This window comes from Streptomyces sp. NBC_01707, assembly GCF_041438805.1.
Classification (GTDB): domain Bacteria; phylum Actinomycetota; class Actinomycetes; order Streptomycetales; family Streptomycetaceae; genus Streptomyces.
Genome location: NZ_CP109190.1, coordinates 586,724 through 604,123, shown reverse-complemented (window position 1 = coordinate 604,123; position 17,400 = coordinate 586,724). Strand labels below are relative to the sequence as shown.

Sequence of the window (17,400 nt, the reverse complement as noted above, 5' to 3'; positions counted from 1 at the left end):
AGCGTAACACTTAACCTGACCGCTTGGTCATGTTGTGGGTGGGCTCCGTGTCGGACGGTGGCGCGTATGGCCGGGAGAGCAGCCGCTTCGGGCGCCGGGTCAGAAGTACTGGTCGCGGCCGGCCTCCCGAGCGCGGAGCGATCCAGGCCCGCGCATGCCTCCGGCGTCCTTCGGTGGGGCGCGCCGTGCGACCTGGGTGACGGGGTCGAGCCGTCGGTGTGGGTCTCACACGGGTCTCATGCCGACGGGAGTGGGTCGGCGGCTCGCGGCCGAGCCTCCGGGGGCGGTGTGGCTTCGCGGACCCCTCTGACGACCTGCTGCGGGGCTGCAGATCTCGACTGTGTCGCGCGTCACATCGTTCTCGTGTCACGGACGGGGCGGCAGCTTGCATCTGGTGGTCGTCAACAGGCAGCGGAGGAAGGCGAAGCGATGACCACACAGCATGAAGCCGGCAGGGTTCCCACCTACCGCGTTCTGATCCTGGGAGCGGGTTACGCGGGCGTGTCCGCGGCCATCCAGCTCGCGGCTCGGGTCAAGCGGCGCGAGGGCGTGCAGGTGACTCTGGTGAACGCGCAGGAGCGATTCACCGAGAGGCTGCGGCTGCACATGACGGCGACGGGTCAGCAGCTCGCCGAGTTGAGTGTTCCGGAGCTGCTCGAGGACACGGGCGCGCAGTTCGTGCGCGGCTGGGTGACAGCGGTGGACGTGGACGCGAAGACGGTGCGGATCGACGACGACCGGGTCCTGCGCTACGACACGCTCGTGTACGGGTTGGGCGGCGTGACCGACACGGCGGCGGTGCCGGGTGTCGAGGACCACGCGTACAACCTGAACAGCGTTCAGGACGCCGAGGTGCTGGCCGACCGGCTGGCGCGGCTCGGAAGCGGAACGGTGGTGGTCGGCGGCAGTGGGTTGACCGGTATCGAGGCGGCCGCGGAGATCGCCGAGCGGTACCCGGAACTGAACGTGCTGTTGCTGGGCCGACAGGAACCCGGTGCGGCCATGAATGTGAAGGCCAAGGCCTATCTGCAGGGCGCGCTCGAACGGTTGGGGGTGGCGGTGCGCAGCGGAGTCGAGGTGGTGAAGGTGCTGTCCGATTCGGTGGAGCTGGCCGGCGGGGAGAGCGTCGCCGCCGATGTGGTCCTCTGGACCAGCGGTACGCGGGTGTCACCGATGGTGGCCGCCGCCGGGCTGACCGTCGATGAGCGCGGACGCATCGTCACCGACACCACGCTGCGGTCGGTGTCGCACCCAGAGGTGTACGCCGTCGGCGACGCGGCCGCGATCCGCCAGGGCTACGGCGTCATGCACGGCACCTGCCAGAGCGGCATGCCGACCGGTGTGCACGTCGCGGTCTCGATCGTCCGTGAGCTGAAAGGGCGGCGGCCCAAGCCGTTCCGCTTCGGCTACTACCACACGCCGGTGAGCCTGGGGCGGCACGACGCGGTGGTGCAGTTCACTCGCCCCGACGACAGTCCGCGATCAATTCATCTGACTGGTGGTACGGCGGCCCGGTATAAGGAGACGGTGACTGCCTCGCCCTGGCCGACCTACGGCCGCATGAAGAAGATGCCCTCATCGGGCGCGTTCTGGCCCCGCGGCGGCCGCTTCACCAAGGTTCGGGGGACGCAGTGACCCACCTGTCCGGGGACCGCGACCAGCAGGTGTTCCACAAGCATCGAAACCTGCTGTTCTCGGTGGCCTACCGGCTCCTCGGCATCGCGGCTGATGCCGAGGACGCGGTCCAGGACGCCTGGATCAAGTGGTCGTCCGCCGACCGCTCGCAGGTGGCGGACCCCAAGGCGTACCTGACGCGGATCGTGTCGAATCTGTCGCTGGAACGGCTGCGCTCCACCCGGTACAAGCGTGAGACCTATGTGGGGCCATGGCTTCCCGAGCCCATCCTCACCAGCGGGGACACCGCCGAGGCCGTCACGGACGCCGAGTCGGTGTCGATGGCGATGCTGGTGGTGTTGGAGACGCTGAGCCCGCTCGAGCGCGCGGTGTTCGTGCTGAAGGAGGTCTTCGACTTCAGCCATGCCGAGATCGCGGAGGCGGTGGAGCGTTCCGAAGCCGCGGTGCGGCAGGCCGCACACCGTGCTCGTGAGCATGTGCGGGCCCGGCGGCCGCGCTTCACCACCGACCGGCCGCGGCAGCGCGAGATCACCGAGCGGTTCTTCGCCGCTGCGACCGGTGGTGACGTCAACGCCCTGATGGAGCTGCTGTCCCCGGACGTCACCCTGTGGACCGACGGCGGCGGCAAGGTCCGCCAGGCCCTGCGTCCGGTCGTGGGCGCACAGACGGTGGCCGCTTGGTTCGCAGCCATCGGCACGGTGACCTACCAGGGCGTCGAGCCCGCCGACATGAATGCCGAACTCGTCGAGATCAACGGCGGGCCGGGCATGCTGTTCAGCGGATCGGGCCGCGTGATCGCCACTGTCACCTTCGACTTCGACGCGGACGGCCGGATCACCTCCATCCACAACGTGGCCAACCCGGACAAGCTTCAGGCCGTCGCCGACGGTACCGCTCACGACGTCGGGACGCGGTGACCCCTGGGTGAGCCCGGACCGCGGCCGGCGTCAGAAGGACTGGGCGTTCCTGTCGGCGGGCCGGGAGGGCCCGGGCTCACACGTGGCCGACCGGTGGGACGGTAGGTGCGGTGCGGTACTCAGGCTCGGAGCTCGGGACGCGGAGCGGCGGCAGGCGTGCCACCAGTCGCCGATTGGCTGTGGACCCGGAGTGGCGTGTTGGAGAGACTGGCGGCTTGACGCCGTACGTGAAGGGGTTGTGATGCAGGTCGCCGTGGTCACCTTTGACGGGTTCAACGAGCTCGACAGCTTCATCGCTTCCGCGCTGATCAACCGGTGCCGCAAGGACGGCTTGGAGGCCTTCATCACGACGCCGACGCCGGTGGTCACGTCGATGAACGGCGTCGAGGTGACCGGGCAGCGCCCGATGGAGTTCGTGACCGAAGCCGACGTCGTGCTGATCGGTAGTGGGGTGAAGGCGCGAGACGTGGTCGCCGACGACCGGCTGATCTCCAGGTTGTCGCTCGACCCTTCACGACAGCTGATCGGTGCGCAGTGCTCCGGTGCACTGGTGCTCGCCCGGCTCGGGTTGCTGGATGGCATGCCGGTTTGCACGGACATGAAGAGCCGGCCCTTTGTCGAAGCGTGCGACGTCACCGTGCTGGACGCGCCGTTCCACGCCGAGGGGAACATCGCAACGGCGGGCGGTTGCCTGGCGTCCCAGTATCTCGCCGCGTGGGTGATGACCAGGATGCTCGGCGAGGAAGCGGCGCGCGACGTCATCGACTACGTGGCTCCGGTCGGCGAGAATCGGGAGACTGTCGAGCGCGCCATGCACGCCGTCCACGCGGGCGAGGTTGCACTGCGCTGACGCCACCCGATCAGCCTTCGGGTGGCCGCCTGCAGTCATGGCGACGGCTCCCGAGCGCGTCGAGCGCATGGCATCGTCCGAGGTACGCGTGACCATGGCGCGACGCTCTCGCCCGTTCGGGCCGAGCGGCTCTCCCGCAACTGTCGACCGGAACCGGGCTTGTGGCACTCGGGCGAGCCTGCCGCCAGGTTGCTAGGACCTCAGGGCCCCGGGGTAACGATGCCTGTGCCGGGAGCAGACGGCTCACGGTGTCGTGGCCACCACACAGGGAGCAAGCGATGCACGCACGGCGAAGGACGGTCCTCACGGCTGGCGCGGCGGGGGCCGCCGGGCTGGTGACCGCTTGCGGCTCGTCCGGGGACGGAGACACGGGCACGGCATCCGCACCGAAGACCTCCCGCGGCGCGACGCCGAGCACCGGGACAGGCAAGGCGAGCGCCGCCGGTTCCGCGCCGCGAGGCGAGGCGCTCGCCAAGACCTCGGACATTCCGGTCGGAGGCGGCAAGGTCTTCGAGGAGCAGGAGGTCGTGGTGACCCAGCCCGAGCAGGGCGAGTTCAAGGGCTTCTCCGCCATCTGCACCCATAAGGGGTGCACCGTCGTCTCGGTCAGCGACGGCACCATCAACTGCCCCTGCCACGGCAGTCGGTACCGCATCACGGACGCAGCGGTCGTGGCCGGCCCCGCGCCGCGGCCGCTGGCCGCCGAACCGATCACCGTCACGGGTGACACCATCCGGCTCGGATGACGGCCTTGCCCGGTGAGCTCGCAGGTCTTCGATTCGCGTACAGGCATCGTTGATGCTGCCCGGTACCGGTACGAGTGATGGACCCGGACGTCGGTGTCAGTGGTCCGTCTCGGTGGAGCCATCGGTCGATCGTTCCGCACGGTTCCGTGAGAGCCGAGCGGTGAGCCCCTCGGCTGATCGGGGGTCGTTCAGGCGATCAGGCGGTTGGGGTGGGAAGCGCGTCGGGCCGCGGTCAGGAGGGAGTGGATCTGCGGGCCGGCCTGGTCGATGTCGGTTACGGGCCTCGCGAACGACAGCCGCATATCGCGATGGCTGCTGGGGTACTCCAGGCGCAAGGTCACGCCGTAGCGGTCCATCGCCACCGGGACGGCGCGGAGAATGCCTCTGTCCGGCTGCGGTCGCACCAGGCGCAGAAGAAGGGGAACGAGTTCGCTGTGGCTGTCCATGAGATGAGTCAGCATGCCCGCCTCGCTCGTGGCGATCGGATCGAGCTCGGTGGCCTCCATCTCGGCCAGCGTGACGAAAGAACGTCCTTCTGAGTCTTCGAGAACTGCCTGGCCGAACTCCATGCAGGTGCTCTCCGTGGCCTCCGGTCTGTAAGGGGCTGCCAGCAGTCCGGTCACCGTGACGCGGGCGCGCAGTCGGTCACGTACCGGTGTGGGCGCGATGTCGGTGAACTCCAGCCGGACCGGGATGCGCGTGACCGACTGGGAAGTGCTGTCCTCGGATTGCTCGTGCAGGTGAATGTGGCCCATCGCGCCCGTGCCGTCGAGACGGTGCACCTCGGTGTGATGGAGCCCGTCGCTCGTCACTGTCATCGAATGGGCTGCTGTCAGGATCGACCGCACACGTTCGGCGGGGGTCGGCTGAGTGGCGCGGGTACTGAAGGGGCGCATCCAAGTTCTCCAGAGGAGCGGTCAGAGAGATCTAGGGTTACTTAGGTATGCCTAACCTAACTCGTTGGATCAGGTTTGGGTAGTCCACCTATGGGACGTCACCTGGTCAGGGGCGCGCGTCCGCGGCCCGGATCGCCTACGTGCTCGCCGCGGACGGAGCCGTGCTCCCGGGCGGCGGACGACTGCCGCAGCCCGTCGATGGCAGAATCCGCCTGCGCGGCGTCTCGTACGGCACCCTCGAGGATCTCGACCTCGACATCGCACCAGGCGACATCGTAGGCGTGGCCACCCCCGACCCAGCCGACGCGACCGCCCTGCTGCGCTGCCTGCCTGCCGGCCGCGCCGATCCCGACCGCGGCACGGTCGACCTGTACGGAATTCCGCTCACCACGCTCGATCCCGCGGAGATCCGCACCGCGATCCTGGTCCGCCGAACACGACGCCGACGTCTTCGAGGGCACCCTCGTCGGCAACGTCTCCGCCGCAGCGCCCCTCGGGGCCGACATCGGACCGGCGCTCACCGCGTCGGGCGCGGACGAGGTCGCCCGCACACTGCCCCAGGGCGGCTCGCGGCGAGCCCCGACGGCGCGTACTTGTACGTCGGCACCATCAGCGGGGGAGTACACCGGCTGAAGCTGCGGCGCTGACAGCCAGCAGCTGCGTGGGGGCGACTCGGTTCGAGTCGCCCCCGTGCCCGCCGGGGCGGCACGAGGGCGACAGGGGCGCTGCGCCGCCCCCGCCCCGACGCCTCGTGCGGAGTCACAGCACGGTACGGGCGGGGCCGCAGCCGGCGACCCCGCCCGTGTGTCGTCCATGGGAAGTTCCCGGGGCGTCGGAGAGTCGGCCCGAGCGACCATGACACCGACGCCGACCACGCGGTCCGACCGATCGGCGGCCGACGACCGACCGTTTCGCCGCATCGGTGGAACTGCGACTCAGCGCTCCGGTCCGGCCGCACCGGAATCCGTGCCGTTCGGGGGCGACCGGTCTTCCTCCAGCCAGTGGGGATGCCATGTCCTCGCCCACTCCCGTTCCACGAATCCCGTGCGCATCCCGCGCCTTGCCTGCGGGTCGCGGTACGCCATTCGTATGTGCCCGATCAGGACGAGGACGACGGCCCAGGCCACTACGTCGTGTACGAAGATCGCGCTGGTGCGGGAGATCGGCTGCAGCACCCCTGTGAACCACATCAGCAGACCGGTGCACATCATCACCAGGACCGCCCCGGCGATCCAGCCCGCGTACAGCTTCTGGCCCGCGTTGAACTTGCCGGCAGGACGCGCGGCGGGTGAGGTCACGCGCCGGAGGACCGCACGCAGCCACTGTCTGTCGTACATCGCGAAGCGGTTCAGCCTGCGCAGGCCGGCCCGGAAGGAGGGCGAGGCGAGGCCGAGGAGGAAGGGCACCGGCAGCAGGATTCCTGACCACTCGTGGACGGTGGCGACCAGGTGGCGGCGGCCGACGAGCTGGGCGAGCGGCGCCACGTACAGACAGGCCGCGGTCGCAAGACACAGCAGCATCAGCCACCCGGTGGTGCGGTGGACCAGGCGCTCGGCCCGGCTGAACCGGAGGATGCGCCCGGACCGCTCAGGCGGCGGAGGTGCCACCGCGCCTGTCCGCCCCTTCGAGCCAACCGTCGATGTCATAGCCCCGCTCCTCCCAGTAGCCGGGTACGACCTCGTCGGTGACGGAGATCCCGGACAGCCACTTGGCCGATTTGTAGAAATACATGGGGGCCACATAGAGCCGGACCGGTCCACCGTGCTCGTGGGTGACCGGTTTGTCCTGCATCTTCAGGGCCACGAGCACGTCCGAGCGGCGGGCCTGGGACAGCGTGAGACTTTCGGTGTAGGCCCCGTCGAAGCAGGTGAAGCGGATCGCTCTGCCGTCGGGTCGCACCCCGGCGGCGTCGAGCAGGTCCGAGAGCTTCACGCCCTCGAAGGGGGTGTCCTTCACCCGCCAGCCGTCGGTGCATTGCACGTCGTGGACGACGCGGGTCTGCGGTAGCGCGCCGAGCTCGTCGAGCGTGTACGTCTTCGGGCGGTCGACGAGGCCATCGATGCGCAGTCGGTAGTTCGTCGCGTCCTTGCGCGGCACCGAGCCCACGATGCTGTAGTAGCGAAAGCCCCCCGGGTTGGGCAGCAGTCCGGTGAGGCCGGTGGAGTCGATCTGCGATGCGGCGCCCAGGGTCTTCTCCCAGCCGCGCTGCAGGTAGGGCGCGGTGGCGACCCCCGTGATGCCCGCACCGAGCATCATCAGCATCGCTCGCCGCGCCACCGGAGCCCCGTCGGCGGGCCGCTTCCTTCGGTCGGTCATGGTCACCACCGCCCGGGGTGGGTGATGATCTCTGCGACCCGCTGCGCGATGCCACGGATGGTCGCGTTCGTGTCGCCGGACACGATGGACGGCATGGCGGATGCGGCGGCGATCCGCACGACGTAGTCGTAGCCCACAGCCTCGCTCATGAAGCCTCTTCTCGGTTTCTTGCGGAGTCGACAGGTGTCGGCGCGGTATCCGAAGAGCCGGGGGCAGCAGGCAAGTGCCGCATCAACCCCGTCCGCGCACGGTGATCATCTTCGTCACCTGTCAAGGGGGTGATGACGATGGCATGTGTCAAAGTCACCTGTCAAGATGGTGATGAATTCAGGGTGTCGATGGTCCGGCGCCTGCTGTCGCTGTGGCGTTGCGCCGAGCCGGACGTCGGGCAATGCACGGGTCGCCACCCGGTCGCGGAGAGGGCCGCGGTCGTCGCCGTCACGAACCTCTCGTCGTCCGTGGTCCGCGCGATGTGCCGTCCGGGTGCGACGAGCGCGACCCGCAGGGCGTTCCGGTCAAGAAACAACTGGCTGGGGTGGTCTGCCCGGTCGAGGGCGACGGCTGCCCTTCGCGGATCGCGCCTGCCGGTGCGGCGTTTCTCCGTCCCACGGGTGCGCCGTACCGCGGGTCATGTCCCGAGTCGAACTGCCGCGTAGGGAGTGGTGCCCCGTGCTCTCATGGCGCGTAGTACCCACCCGTGGGTACTACGGCTGGGCCTGTTCCGGATGCGGCGCGAGAAGTGCTCCGAAGGCGGTGTCGAAGAAGTCGTCGAAGGCGTCGCCCGACCGACTGGAACGCGCGGCGATGAGCGTGCCCTCCCATGCGTTGAGGAGGAACCGTGCCGTCTTCTCCGGATCGAGATCCGCTCGTACCGTGCCCGCCTGCTGCGCCTCGACGAGCGCACCGGAGATCATCGAGGCCCAGTGGCCGAGCGACTCGCGGACGCCGGTACGGATCGTCTCGCTGTGGTCGGCGACCTCGGCCCCGAAGTTCCCGATCAGGCAACCTCGGGCGAATCCCGCATCCACGGTCTCGTCACGCAGGAACTCGAAGTGCTTGCGCAGACGCACCAGTGGCGCGATGTCGGACGCCGCCAGATCCTGCAGCCGTCGGCTCGCGCCGTAGCGCTCCAGAGCGACGACGGCCAGCGATTCCTTGCTCTCGAAGTGGTTGTAGAACGACCCCTTGGGAGTGCCCGCGGCATCGGTGATGTCCTTGACCCCTGCGGCGTTGTACCCCTTCGAGTGGAACTGCGCGACTGCCGCGTCGACGATCTCTTCGCGCATGCTCTGTCGGGCCATGATGCCACCTCCCCCTCGCAATATGGTCGGTCGCCTCGGCGGAGTCAAATGACGCCGGGCCGGGCGCCGGGCACGCCCGGCCCAGGCCGTCCTCACGTGTAGCAGGGCGGCCCCGCCTGGGGTGTCGTCGGCTCGCACGCACCCCAGGCCGGAGTCAGCCGGTCATGTCCAGTACGACCCGGAAGCGGGCCTGGCCGGACATCATCCGTTCGTACGCCTCGGGCGCCTGAGCCAGGGGCATCGTCTCCACCATCGGACGGATACCGAAGCGGTTGCTGAAATCGAGGTTGTCCTCGTTCTCGATGGAAGAGCCCGTGAGGCTCCCGCTGACGGTGCGGGTGCCCAGGACGAGGTCCGGCGTGGAGATCGAGAGGGGGTCCGGTGCCACGCCGACCACGACCATGTGCCCGCGCGGGGCGAGGCCCGGGACCAGCGGCGTCATCGAGGTGCCACTTGCCGCGGTGGCGATGACGGCGTCGGCCCCACCCAGCTTCTGCAGTGCGGAGCCGGGGTCCTCCGCCGAGCTGTCGATGTAGTGGCTCGCACCCAGCTCCACGCTGAGCTGCTCCTTCTCCCGGCCCCGTGCGATGGCTGCGACGCGGAAGCCCAGCCGTGCCGCGTACTGGATGCCGAGGTGCCCGAGACCGCCGATGCCCTGGATCGCCACCAGTGCGCCGGGGCGGGCGTCGAGTCGGCGCAGTGCGCTGAACGTCGTCAGGCCCGCGCAGAGCAGCGGGGCCGCGTCTACGGAGGACAGGCCGTCCGGTATCCGGACCAGGCCGCTGCTGCGGGCCACCAGCACCTCGGCATATCCGCCGTCCGTGGTCGTCCCGGTCTGGGGCTGGCTCGCGCAGTTGACGAAGTCTCCGCGGCGGCAGGGCGGGCACTCACCACAGTGGCCGTTCAGGAAGCCAACGCCCACCCGGTCCCCGACGTGCCAGGTGCTCACCCCCTCTCCGACGGCATCGATGACGCCGACGACCTCGTGTCCGGGAACGATCGGCTGCGCCGGATCGGCCCGAAGGCCCTCCACGGCGAGCACGTCGGAGTGGCAGACCCCGCAGCTCTCCACCCTCAGCCTCACGTGCCCGGCGGGCGGTGTGGGGACTTCTCGGGTGACGAGCTCGAAGTTCCGCGCCCCTGTGACCTCGAATGCACGGTAGGTGGACATGGCTCTCCTGGATGAGTGACGTGTGTGGGTGGGCCGGATCCCCGAACCACGGGAACGGGCGGCGCTGAACGCCTACGACGTGCGCCGGAACTGCTTCGGAACGGCAGACGGACCCGTGTGCCGCGTTCCAATATGGTCGGTCGTCTTAAATGCGTCAAGTGAGTCTCGCTACTGCTCGCGGCGGGTGGTCGGCCATGAGGCGTCGATATGCGTCCGGCCCGCTCCGGAGCGCAGGACGGGCCGGGGTGGTTCCGGAAGTCCGGCCCGGCGTGCCGGTCGAGCGGCGGTTGCGCTCAGGAGGGCCGGGCGCAGTAGTCAAGGGCTGCGGCCCCGAGAGCGCTGCCGGCGACGCTGCCGTCAGGGGGTTCGGTTGTGCGCGGGCCGGAAATTTCCATCAGGTGGTCCACGGGGCTCACAAGCAGTAGCGGACCAGCCACTCGTGGACGTTGTAGGTGTCTCTTGCGGGGTCCGAAGCCGTGGCCTTCCTCTCCTCGACCGTCTCCTCCGGTCGGATTCGCCTGGGCAGTTCGCCGAACCGTGCGCGGCGGACGGTTTCGGCGGCGTCCGGACTGACGGGTGGGTTCTGCATCTTGTCTCCTTGCCGTGTCCGGCGGCCGATCGGTCGCGGGACCCATGCGGTCGTACCGCCTCGACCATGCGCACGCGCCTGTCACTGGTCAAGAGGGTGACATGAATCTCCGTCACCTGTTTGACAGGTGACGGCATGCATGTCAAGGTCATCACCACTTAGGCAGGTGACGCCCTGGACGGTTCCGCCGGGGCGAGCGAGAAAGGCATGAGCATGGCTGAAACGAAGTACACCGCCGTAGTCGCCGCGACCGGCGAGGGCCGCAACGGAGGCCGCGCCGCGTCCAACGACGGACTCCTCGACCTCACCCTGGCCATCCCGAAGGAGCTGGGCGGCGCCGGCGGCGCCACCAATCCCGAGCAGCTCCTCGCCGCGGGATGGGGGTCCTGCTTCCTGGGTGCCGTCAAGATCACAGCCGCGAAGAAGAAGGTGACACTGAAGGACCTGGCGGTTGTCGCAGAAGTCACCCTGCATCACACGCACGAGACAGGTGACTACAGCCTCAGTGCCGTTCTGCACCTGGAGCTCAGCGGAGTGGACCAGCAGACGGCCGAGGAGCTCGGTGCCGGCGCTCACCAGATATGCCCGTACTCCAAGGCGCTCAACATTCCGGTCACCATCGACGCGACCGTCGCCTGAGGCCGCGGCGGCCGTCCCGCCCGGTGACGTATTCCCGTGCTTCGCTCCCGAGGCGGGTCCTGGTGCGACGGGAGTCGTGGACGGGCTTCCTCCGTCGGACCCGACGGTGCTGTGGACCGTGACTGTCCGGTGTGGTTCCGTGCGGAGGTGGCAGTATCCGGCCGCGGTGCTCGGACCCGGCGGTCGGGGCCGGCCAGTTCGCCCCGGACCACCACGTGGGGCGTCGGCCAGGAAGCGGTGACTTCATCCTCGGTGGAGACCGGGGCCGCGCTCGCAGCGCATCGGCCTGCGCCGGTCCTGCGGTGCCCTGCTGCCCATGGGCGGCGGGGCGCCGCGAGACACACACTTCCCGGAACGGGAACCAGAGCCGCCGGGAGCGTGGCCGGGCATGGGGAACGGAGCGCCGGTCAGAGTCCGGACGCCAGCCGCTGCAGGATCTGCGCGGTCGGCTCGGCGGTGGCATGGCGGTATCCGGTGCCGGCCCACAGGTTGATCCGCTCAGGGTCTTCCGCGGCAGCGGCAGCCTTGCGCATCGGGCTGGTCAGGTGGTGCAGTGCGGGATAACCGGCCGGGGCGAGGGCGCTGTACCGGTCGGTGAAGTCGTTGCGCAGCGCCCTTGCGGGACGGCCTGTGAACGCCCGGGTCACCACGGTCCGGGTCCGCGCCGGGTCGGCCAATGCGGTCCGGTGAGGTTTTGATGTGCCGGCCTCGTCCGCGCGCAGCAAGACGGTGCCGACCATGACCGCCGTGGCTCCGGCACGCAGCGCCCCGGTCACGTCCGCCGGGGTGGCCACTCCACCAGCGGCGACGAGTGGCAGGGGCACCGCTCGGCGCACCTGTCCCAACAGGTCGGCCAGGGACACGGGTTCCGGAATGCGCTGCGGGGTCAGTGTGCCGGAGTGCCCTCCTGCCGCCGAGGCCTGTACGGCCAGCAGGTCCGCTCCGGTTTCCTGGGCCTGTCGGGCCTCGGCGGGCGAGGTGACCGTCTGGACGACCAGTGTCCCGGCGGCGTGGAGCGCGGCGATCACGGCTGCCTCAGGTATGCCGAAGGTGAAGCTGACGACCGGCACCGGGTCGGACAGCAACAGGTCGATCTTGTCCGACCAGTGGTCGTCGTCCTCGACGATTCCAGCTGCCCGGACGTCGACGCCGTGCGCCTGGGCGTCAGGTGCGATCGTGCCGGCGTACCGGTGGAACGCCTCACGGTCGACCGGCGCAGGGTTGGGCGCGAACAGGTTGACGCCGAAGGCCACGCCGTCGGAGCGCACTTGCGCGATCTGCTCGGCCAGCGCGTCGGCGGTCCGGTAGCCGCCGGCGAGGAACCCGAGTCCGGCAGCCCGAGCCGCCGCGGTGACCAACGCGGGCGTGGTGGGGCCGCCGGCCATCGGCGCGGCGAGGACCGGGGCGCTCACCCCGAGGTCGAGCAGTGGCGAGAGCGTCCTGGGCGAGACTGTCATGGGTGTGTTCCTCCTGTGCGGTGGCACCACGAGCCTTGTGGAGTCCTGTGGTGAGACGAACCCGGTCCGCGCGGAGCCGGTCGGCCCCTGCCGGTGGGCGGCGCGGACCGAGTGCTGCAGCTGTCGTGTCAGGCGGCGGTCGGCACGTGCGGGCTGTCGGCGCCCAGCAGCGCAAGACAGTTCGTCCAGAGCGCGCCGAGTTGCGAGGCATTGTTGTAGAGCTTGGCGAAAAGGACCTGGCCCTCAAGCTGTGCGACCACGGATCGCGCGGCGGCGCGGGTGTCGCTCACCGCGACCTCGCCACGTTCGAGCGCCTCGGTGATGACCGCGTCGACCATGTCGACCTGGGCGTCGAAGATCTCCTGCAGGCGCGTGCGGACGGCTTCGGTCTGGTTGCTCATCTCCAGGGTGAGATTGCCGAACAGGCAGCCCGAAACGGTCCCGCAGGTCTGCTGCCCGGCCAGCTGTTCGGCCTCGGTCTCCTCGAAGAGCTGCCGCAGCCGCTGCAGTGGCTGCGCGTCGCTCTTGAGGACGCGGGTCCAGTCGCTCCGCTGCGTGGCCCACTGATCGTCGATCACGGCGAGGGCGAGAGCCTCCTTGGACTCGAAGAAGTAGTAGAAGCTGCCCTTGGGTACCCCTGCCGTCCGGCAGATCTCGGCCACGCCCAGAGCCGAATAGCCGCGCAGCTCGATGAGCGAGTGCGCAGCCCCGAGAATCTTCTCTCTGGCATCACTTGTCCGTCCCATGTTGCCACTATACGACCGCTCGTCTATGTTTTATTAGACCGGTCGACTAGCGATCGCTGCTGTACCTCTGCCCGGATGCGCCGCCGGTCATCGGCATCGGCCATGACGGTCCGGCTCGAGCGTCGTCGGCCACTGGGCTCGGTGCCGCTCCACGCCCACCGGCCCGGCCGTCCGCCCGATCTTGACCGCATGCGGCGGGCGTGGGCGGCCGGGGGTGTACCCCTGTTTCTTCCATGCCTGCCCGGCGCCGCCGGAGGCCGCAATCGAATGCAAGGAGAGGAAGGCCATGAAGGAGTTTTTGGTCGAGCTCACCACTACCGTCCCCGAGGGCACCGAGCAGGCGGAGGTCGACCGTCGCCGCGCAGCCGAAGCCGTACGAGCGGGGGAGCTGGCTGCTACGGGACATCTGGTCAGGCTGTGGCGCCCGGTGGGTGAACTGCGCAGCATCGGATTGTGGCGCGCCGCCGACGAAGTCGAGCTGCATGAGAAGGTGCTCGGTACCCTGCCCCTCTGGTCGTGGATGACCCCGGTGGTCACCTCCCTCCAGTCACACCCCAACGATCCGGGTCGGGCCGGCGGCGCCGACTGACCCCGCCCGCTCCGTCCCGTATGTGGCTACCCATGTCGCACTGTCGTCATCGTGCTACGGGGTCGCGATCAGCTCTTATAGGCGACCGGTCGGTTACTCCTCTTCCCTCAATTGACCTCTGAACCATCCCCGTCACGCTTCGTCACCACGTTTGGATCACCTTGTGAACGACTTCCGCCCCCGCACACCCGTCGACTTCTGGTTCGACCCCGTCTGCCCGTGGACGTGGCTGACCTCCCGCTGGATGCTGGAGGTCGGCAAGGCCCGGCCGGTCGACATCGCCTGGCACGTGATGAGCCTTGCTGTCCTCAACGAGGGCCGCCTCGACGAACTGCCCGAGCGCATCCGTCTTCTGATGGGGCAGGCATGGGCACCGGTCCGTGTTCTGACCGCGGCGTCGCAGGTCCACGGCTCCGAGATGCTGGAGCCCCTGTACACCGCGATGGGAACCCGGTTCCACCTGCAGAACCAGCCCAGGACCCGCCCCACCGTCGAAGCGGCGCTTCGCGACGTCGGCTTGCCCGTGGACCTTGCCGACGCCGGCGACGCGGACACGTACGACGAACTGGTGCGAGCATCGCATCTCGAAGGCATCGCGCTGGTCGGCCAGGATGTCGGCAGTCCGATCATCGCCGTACCGGGCCCGGGCGCAGGCGCCGACAAGGTGGCATTCTTCGGCCCGGTCGTCACGCCCGCCCCCAAGGGTGAACAGGCCGCGCAGCTGTGGGACGGCACCCTCGCCGTCGTTTCCACCCCGGGCTTTTACGAGATCAAGCGCACCCGAACGGTCGGTCCGCTCTTCGACTGACAGGGGCGCGCCATGCCGGCCGTCGCTGTCGTCACCGGTGAGAGGTGTGCCCGGGAGGATCCGGAATCCAGTGCCGAAGGCGGCCTCGACGTCCAGGAGTGCAGCGGTACCCGACGCAGGGCTGCCGTGCACCGCCAGAAAATCGATGCCGGTGCCGACCGTGACGTGCCCCTCGAGGTCGGCGACCCGGTGTGGCCCGGCCCGCCCATGGCTGTCCCGGACGCTGGGCAACAGCCGCTTCCTGCCGGCCGAGATCGAACATCTTCCTGCGTACTCGAGGAGGTGTCCCATCTGCGGCCCGGGCGGCCCGTCTCGGCGGAAGCAGGCTGCTCCGAGGGCCCGAGGTGCGGTCGTGGTGTTCGAGCAAATAAGAGCATATGCTCATAATTGGAGGGTTCGCCGGACGGCCGGTGTGCCGCTTCTGCTGCCGGAGCACGTCAGCCGGTCATTTTTCCGACGACACATCCCACAGATCAAGGAGAGATACGGCATGAGCGATCTCCTCGCCACTGTCATCGAGGCGCATGGCGGCCTGGACCGCTACAACCGGTTCAGCTCTGCGACCGTGCATCACCGGGTCGGGGGCTCGCTGTGGAAGCTGAAGGGGCGGGAGGGGATACTCCGCCATCTCGCTGTACGGCTCGACCTGCACCAGCAGCACGCCAGCCACTATCCCTTCACCGCGTCCCACCTGCGGACGTCCTTCACTGCGCAGCGGGTGGCAGTGGAGACCGTCACCGGAGAGGTGACGGCCGAGCGGGCCGACCCTCGTGCGTCGTTCCCGAGCGACGTGCGGGCTCCCTGGGACGATCTGCAGGTCGCCTACTTCGCTGGGGAGGCCATGTGGACGTACTTGACGTCCCCGTTCACCTTCGCCTCTCCCGGATTCGAGGCCGTGGAACTGTCCCCCGTCACGGAGGAGGGGGAGACCTGGAGGCGGCTCAAGGTCACGTTCCCTGATCGCATCGCGACGCATTGCCCTGAGCAGATCTTCTACTTCGACTCGAACGGACTGCTGCGGCGGCATGACTACACGCCCGAGGTCATCAACGCCGGGCCTGCTGCGCACTACCCCTCCGAGTACAAGGAGTTCGACGGGATGATGATCCCTACCCGGCGGCGCGTCTACCGGCGAGGGGAGGGCGGAACGGTGAGCAGGGACGTGGAACTCGTGACCATCGATGTCGAGAGTGTTCTGTTCGTCTGACGGCACAGGGGAGTTCTTGCTCCCGCCACCTGAGGGGTGCGCGGGCGCGCTCGGAGGACTGCAGTGTGCTCGGGCACCTCGACTACGAACAGTCGCGCTCCGGACAAGGTCACTGTTTCCAGGCGCGCGTTCGGGTCATCCGGCGGCCGGTGCAGGCGCTGGGTTTGACGAGCGTGGAGTGGTAAAGCTCCCTGATCCACCTGGGACCTTGTGCCTGCCCTGCCCTCAGGTCTGATCGATCCGGTGCTGAGAGCCTGAATGCGCTTCCTTGGTGGGCCGGCCCGATCTCAGCGCCAGTGGAAGACCCGCAGGGGGGAGCGGCCGCCGCTGCGGCCGATCACGGCGAACCGGGCGCCGGCCACGCGGAGCAGCGCGGAACCTCCGTAGCCGCGCAACCGGCGACGGGCGACTACACGGCCGTCGCGGGCATCGAGCGCAGTGATCTTGCTGCCGAATGAGTGAAGTACCAGAAGTAGTCCGCGATGTGGCAGCAAGCTCTGAACGCTGATCCCGCCGGGGCGTCGCTCCCAGCGGAGCTTGCCCGTGGACAGATCGAAGCCGCCGATCCGCGCATGCTCGTCGGACGAGGCGTCCGGGTGGACCAGTCCGGTCACGAGCACCCCGTTCACGACAGCCGCAGGGAGGGCCACGTTTCTGTATGCAGGGGGAAGCGAGAGCGACGCCGTCACGTTCCCGCTGTCGTCGAAGACGGAGATCCGTCGTTCACCACGTCTGCCATGCCCTGTACTCGCGACGACCAGTGGGTCGGCACACATGATCCACGCATCGCGGTTCCCGGCCTCGCCCGGCAGCGGGCTGCGCCAGAGCGCGGCACCGTCCTCGGGGTCGACCGACTCGACGTGCTCTTCGCTGATCGAGGCGATGCGCCGACCACTCAAAGTGGTGTGTGGAGTGTGTGAGTGGAAGTAGCTGAATTCCATGTCGTGATGGTCCCTGGACCACGCTTGCTTGCCTGCGGCGAGGTCGATGGCCGCAACTGTCGGCAGGTCGCCGCTGGATGACGCCTCGTCGTGATGAAGCACCAGGGCGATGCCGTCATCGGCGTTCGGGGAGACAGCCATGAGCACGTCGCGGCCCGGCACGGGCCAGGTCCAACGGACGGTGCCTGTACCGATGTCGTACGCCCGCAGCCGGTCGAAGTCGGCACGTACGACGAGTTCACCGATCAGCCAGCCGCCCAGCGGTTCATCCTCGTAGGTATCGCCGCGGCTGCTGTCCTTGTCGGATTTCCATACGGGGCGCAAGGCCCTCAACCGCCGATTGCGCCCCCAGGCGGTTTCCGGCGCACTGTCCTCGTACATCCCTGCCCCCCCGCGGTTCCGATGAGATCAGACGCGGATTGTAAAGATACCCAAGTTGTCCCGCCAAGGGCTGTCCCGTAATCCCTGGTGGATCGGTGCGCGGCGTCGGATGCGGTGCATCGCGAGGCGGAGGGCGTCATCGCGCCGGTCGTATTCGGGCGTTCCGGCGACGCGGCGAGGTGCCGTGGCTGTCGTTGTGCGCCCGCCGGGG

At 68.9% G+C, this 17,400-nt stretch carries 19 protein-coding genes; 9 read left to right on the top strand and 10 right to left on the bottom strand.

Annotation, left to right across the window (positions count from 1 at the left end; translation table 11 throughout):
• Positions 1-429 precede the first annotated feature (429 nt).
• The 4 genes from OG963_RS02840 (at position 430) to OG963_RS02825 (ending at position 4,148) form a co-directional block, all read left to right on the top strand.
• Positions 430-1,635: an NAD(P)/FAD-dependent oxidoreductase gene (locus tag OG963_RS02840; protein WP_371798298.1), complete on the top strand. Its 1,206-nt coding sequence runs from the start codon at positions 430-432 to the stop codon at positions 1,633-1,635.
• Positions 1,632-2,552 (top strand): RNA polymerase sigma-70 factor, encoded by a 921-nt coding sequence (locus tag OG963_RS02835; RefSeq protein WP_319739901.1) that lies wholly within the window; start codon positions 1,632-1,634, stop codon positions 2,550-2,552. The genes OG963_RS02840 and OG963_RS02835 overlap by 4 nt, the downstream gene beginning before the upstream one ends.
• 241 nt (positions 2,553-2,793) lie before the next feature.
• The gene (locus OG963_RS02830; RefSeq protein WP_093771307.1) at positions 2,794-3,402 is read left to right on the top strand and encodes a DJ-1/PfpI family protein; all 609 of its coding nucleotides are present in this window, start codon (positions 2,794-2,796) and stop codon (positions 3,400-3,402) included.
• A 278-nt stretch (positions 3,403-3,680) separates the two neighbouring features.
• The gene (locus tag OG963_RS02825; protein WP_093771309.1) at positions 3,681-4,148 is read left to right on the top strand and encodes a Rieske (2Fe-2S) protein; all 468 of its coding nucleotides are present in this window, start codon (positions 3,681-3,683) and stop codon (positions 4,146-4,148) included.
• Positions 4,149-4,336: 188 nt separating this feature from the next.
• On the opposite strand, the gene OG963_RS02820 is transcribed toward OG963_RS02825, so the two are convergent.
• Positions 4,337-5,044 (bottom strand): DUF2470 domain-containing protein, encoded by a 708-nt coding sequence (locus OG963_RS02820; protein ID WP_319739902.1) that lies wholly within the window; start codon positions 5,042-5,044, stop codon positions 4,337-4,339.
• A gap of 140 nt (positions 5,045-5,184) precedes the next feature.
• Between OG963_RS02820 and OG963_RS02815 the strand changes: the two genes are divergently transcribed.
• Positions 5,185-5,691, top strand: a complete 507-nt coding sequence (locus OG963_RS02815; protein WP_371798297.1) for a hypothetical protein — start codon at positions 5,185-5,187, stop codon at positions 5,689-5,691.
• 288 nt (positions 5,692-5,979) lie between these two features.
• Here the strand turns inward: OG963_RS02815 and OG963_RS02810 are convergent, their stop codons facing one another.
• From OG963_RS02810 to OG963_RS02785, 6 genes are all read right to left on the bottom strand, one after another.
• Positions 5,980-6,690 (bottom strand): cytochrome b/b6 domain-containing protein, encoded by a 711-nt coding sequence (locus tag OG963_RS02810; protein ID WP_371798296.1) that lies wholly within the window; start codon positions 6,688-6,690, stop codon positions 5,980-5,982.
• Positions 6,632-7,360 carry a molybdopterin-dependent oxidoreductase gene (locus OG963_RS02805; RefSeq protein ID WP_256328001.1) on the bottom strand — a complete coding sequence of 243 codons (729 nt, stop codon included), beginning with the start codon at positions 7,358-7,360 and terminating at the stop codon, positions 6,632-6,634. The genes OG963_RS02810 and OG963_RS02805 overlap by 59 nt, the downstream gene beginning before the upstream one ends.
• Positions 7,361-7,362: 2 nt before the next feature.
• Entirely contained in the window at positions 7,363-7,509 is a 147-nt protein-coding gene (locus OG963_RS02800) for a hypothetical protein (RefSeq protein ID WP_176902072.1), read from the bottom strand.
• A gap of 555 nt (positions 7,510-8,064) precedes the next feature.
• Positions 8,065-8,661, bottom strand: coding sequence for a TetR/AcrR family transcriptional regulator (locus OG963_RS02795; RefSeq protein ID WP_093771317.1), 597 nt, complete (start codon positions 8,659-8,661; stop codon positions 8,065-8,067).
• A 154-nt stretch (positions 8,662-8,815) separates the two neighbouring features.
• Entirely contained in the window at positions 8,816-9,832 is a 1,017-nt protein-coding gene (locus tag OG963_RS02790) for an alcohol dehydrogenase (protein ID WP_093771319.1), read from the bottom strand.
• Between the two features lie 412 nt (positions 9,833-10,244).
• On the bottom strand, positions 10,245-10,421 hold the full coding sequence (locus OG963_RS02785; RefSeq protein ID WP_319739905.1) for a hypothetical protein: 177 nt from the start codon (positions 10,419-10,421) through the stop codon (positions 10,245-10,247).
• A 213-nt stretch (positions 10,422-10,634) separates the two neighbouring features.
• On the opposite strand from OG963_RS02785, the gene OG963_RS02780 reads away from it, so the two are divergent.
• Positions 10,635-11,060: an Ohr family peroxiredoxin gene (locus tag OG963_RS02780; RefSeq protein WP_093772229.1), complete on the top strand. Its 426-nt coding sequence runs from the start codon at positions 10,635-10,637 to the stop codon at positions 11,058-11,060.
• A gap of 407 nt (positions 11,061-11,467) precedes the next feature.
• On the opposite strand, the gene OG963_RS02775 is transcribed toward OG963_RS02780, so the two are convergent.
• Together OG963_RS02775 and OG963_RS02770 are read right to left on the bottom strand one after the other, a co-directional pair.
• On the bottom strand, positions 11,468-12,544 hold the full coding sequence (locus OG963_RS02775) for a nitronate monooxygenase (protein WP_371800254.1): 1,077 nt from the start codon (positions 12,542-12,544) through the stop codon (positions 11,468-11,470).
• A 101-nt stretch (positions 12,545-12,645) separates the two neighbouring features.
• Positions 12,646-13,263 carry a TetR/AcrR family transcriptional regulator gene (locus OG963_RS02770; protein WP_030922493.1) on the bottom strand — a complete coding sequence of 206 codons (618 nt, stop codon included), beginning with the start codon at positions 13,261-13,263 and terminating at the stop codon, positions 12,646-12,648.
• A 286-nt stretch (positions 13,264-13,549) separates the two neighbouring features.
• Between OG963_RS02770 and OG963_RS02765 the strand changes: the two genes are divergently transcribed.
• From OG963_RS02765 to OG963_RS02755, 3 genes are all read left to right on the top strand, one after another.
• A complete protein-coding gene (locus tag OG963_RS02765) occupies positions 13,550-13,852 on the top strand; it encodes a muconolactone Delta-isomerase family protein (RefSeq protein WP_093771323.1) in 303 nt (100 codons plus the stop codon).
• A 163-nt stretch (positions 13,853-14,015) separates the two neighbouring features.
• A complete protein-coding gene (locus OG963_RS02760) occupies positions 14,016-14,660 on the top strand; it encodes a DsbA family protein (RefSeq protein WP_030922487.1) in 645 nt (214 codons plus the stop codon).
• A 490-nt stretch (positions 14,661-15,150) separates the two neighbouring features.
• Positions 15,151-15,867, top strand: coding sequence for a hypothetical protein (locus tag OG963_RS02755; RefSeq protein ID WP_371798295.1), 717 nt, complete (start codon positions 15,151-15,153; stop codon positions 15,865-15,867).
• Positions 15,868-16,154: 287 nt separating this feature from the next.
• Here the strand turns inward: OG963_RS02755 and OG963_RS02750 are convergent, their stop codons facing one another.
• On the bottom strand, positions 16,155-17,189 hold the full coding sequence (locus OG963_RS02750; protein ID WP_319739908.1) for a PQQ-binding-like beta-propeller repeat protein: 1,035 nt from the start codon (positions 17,187-17,189) through the stop codon (positions 16,155-16,157).
• Positions 17,190-17,400: the final 211 nt, after the last annotated feature.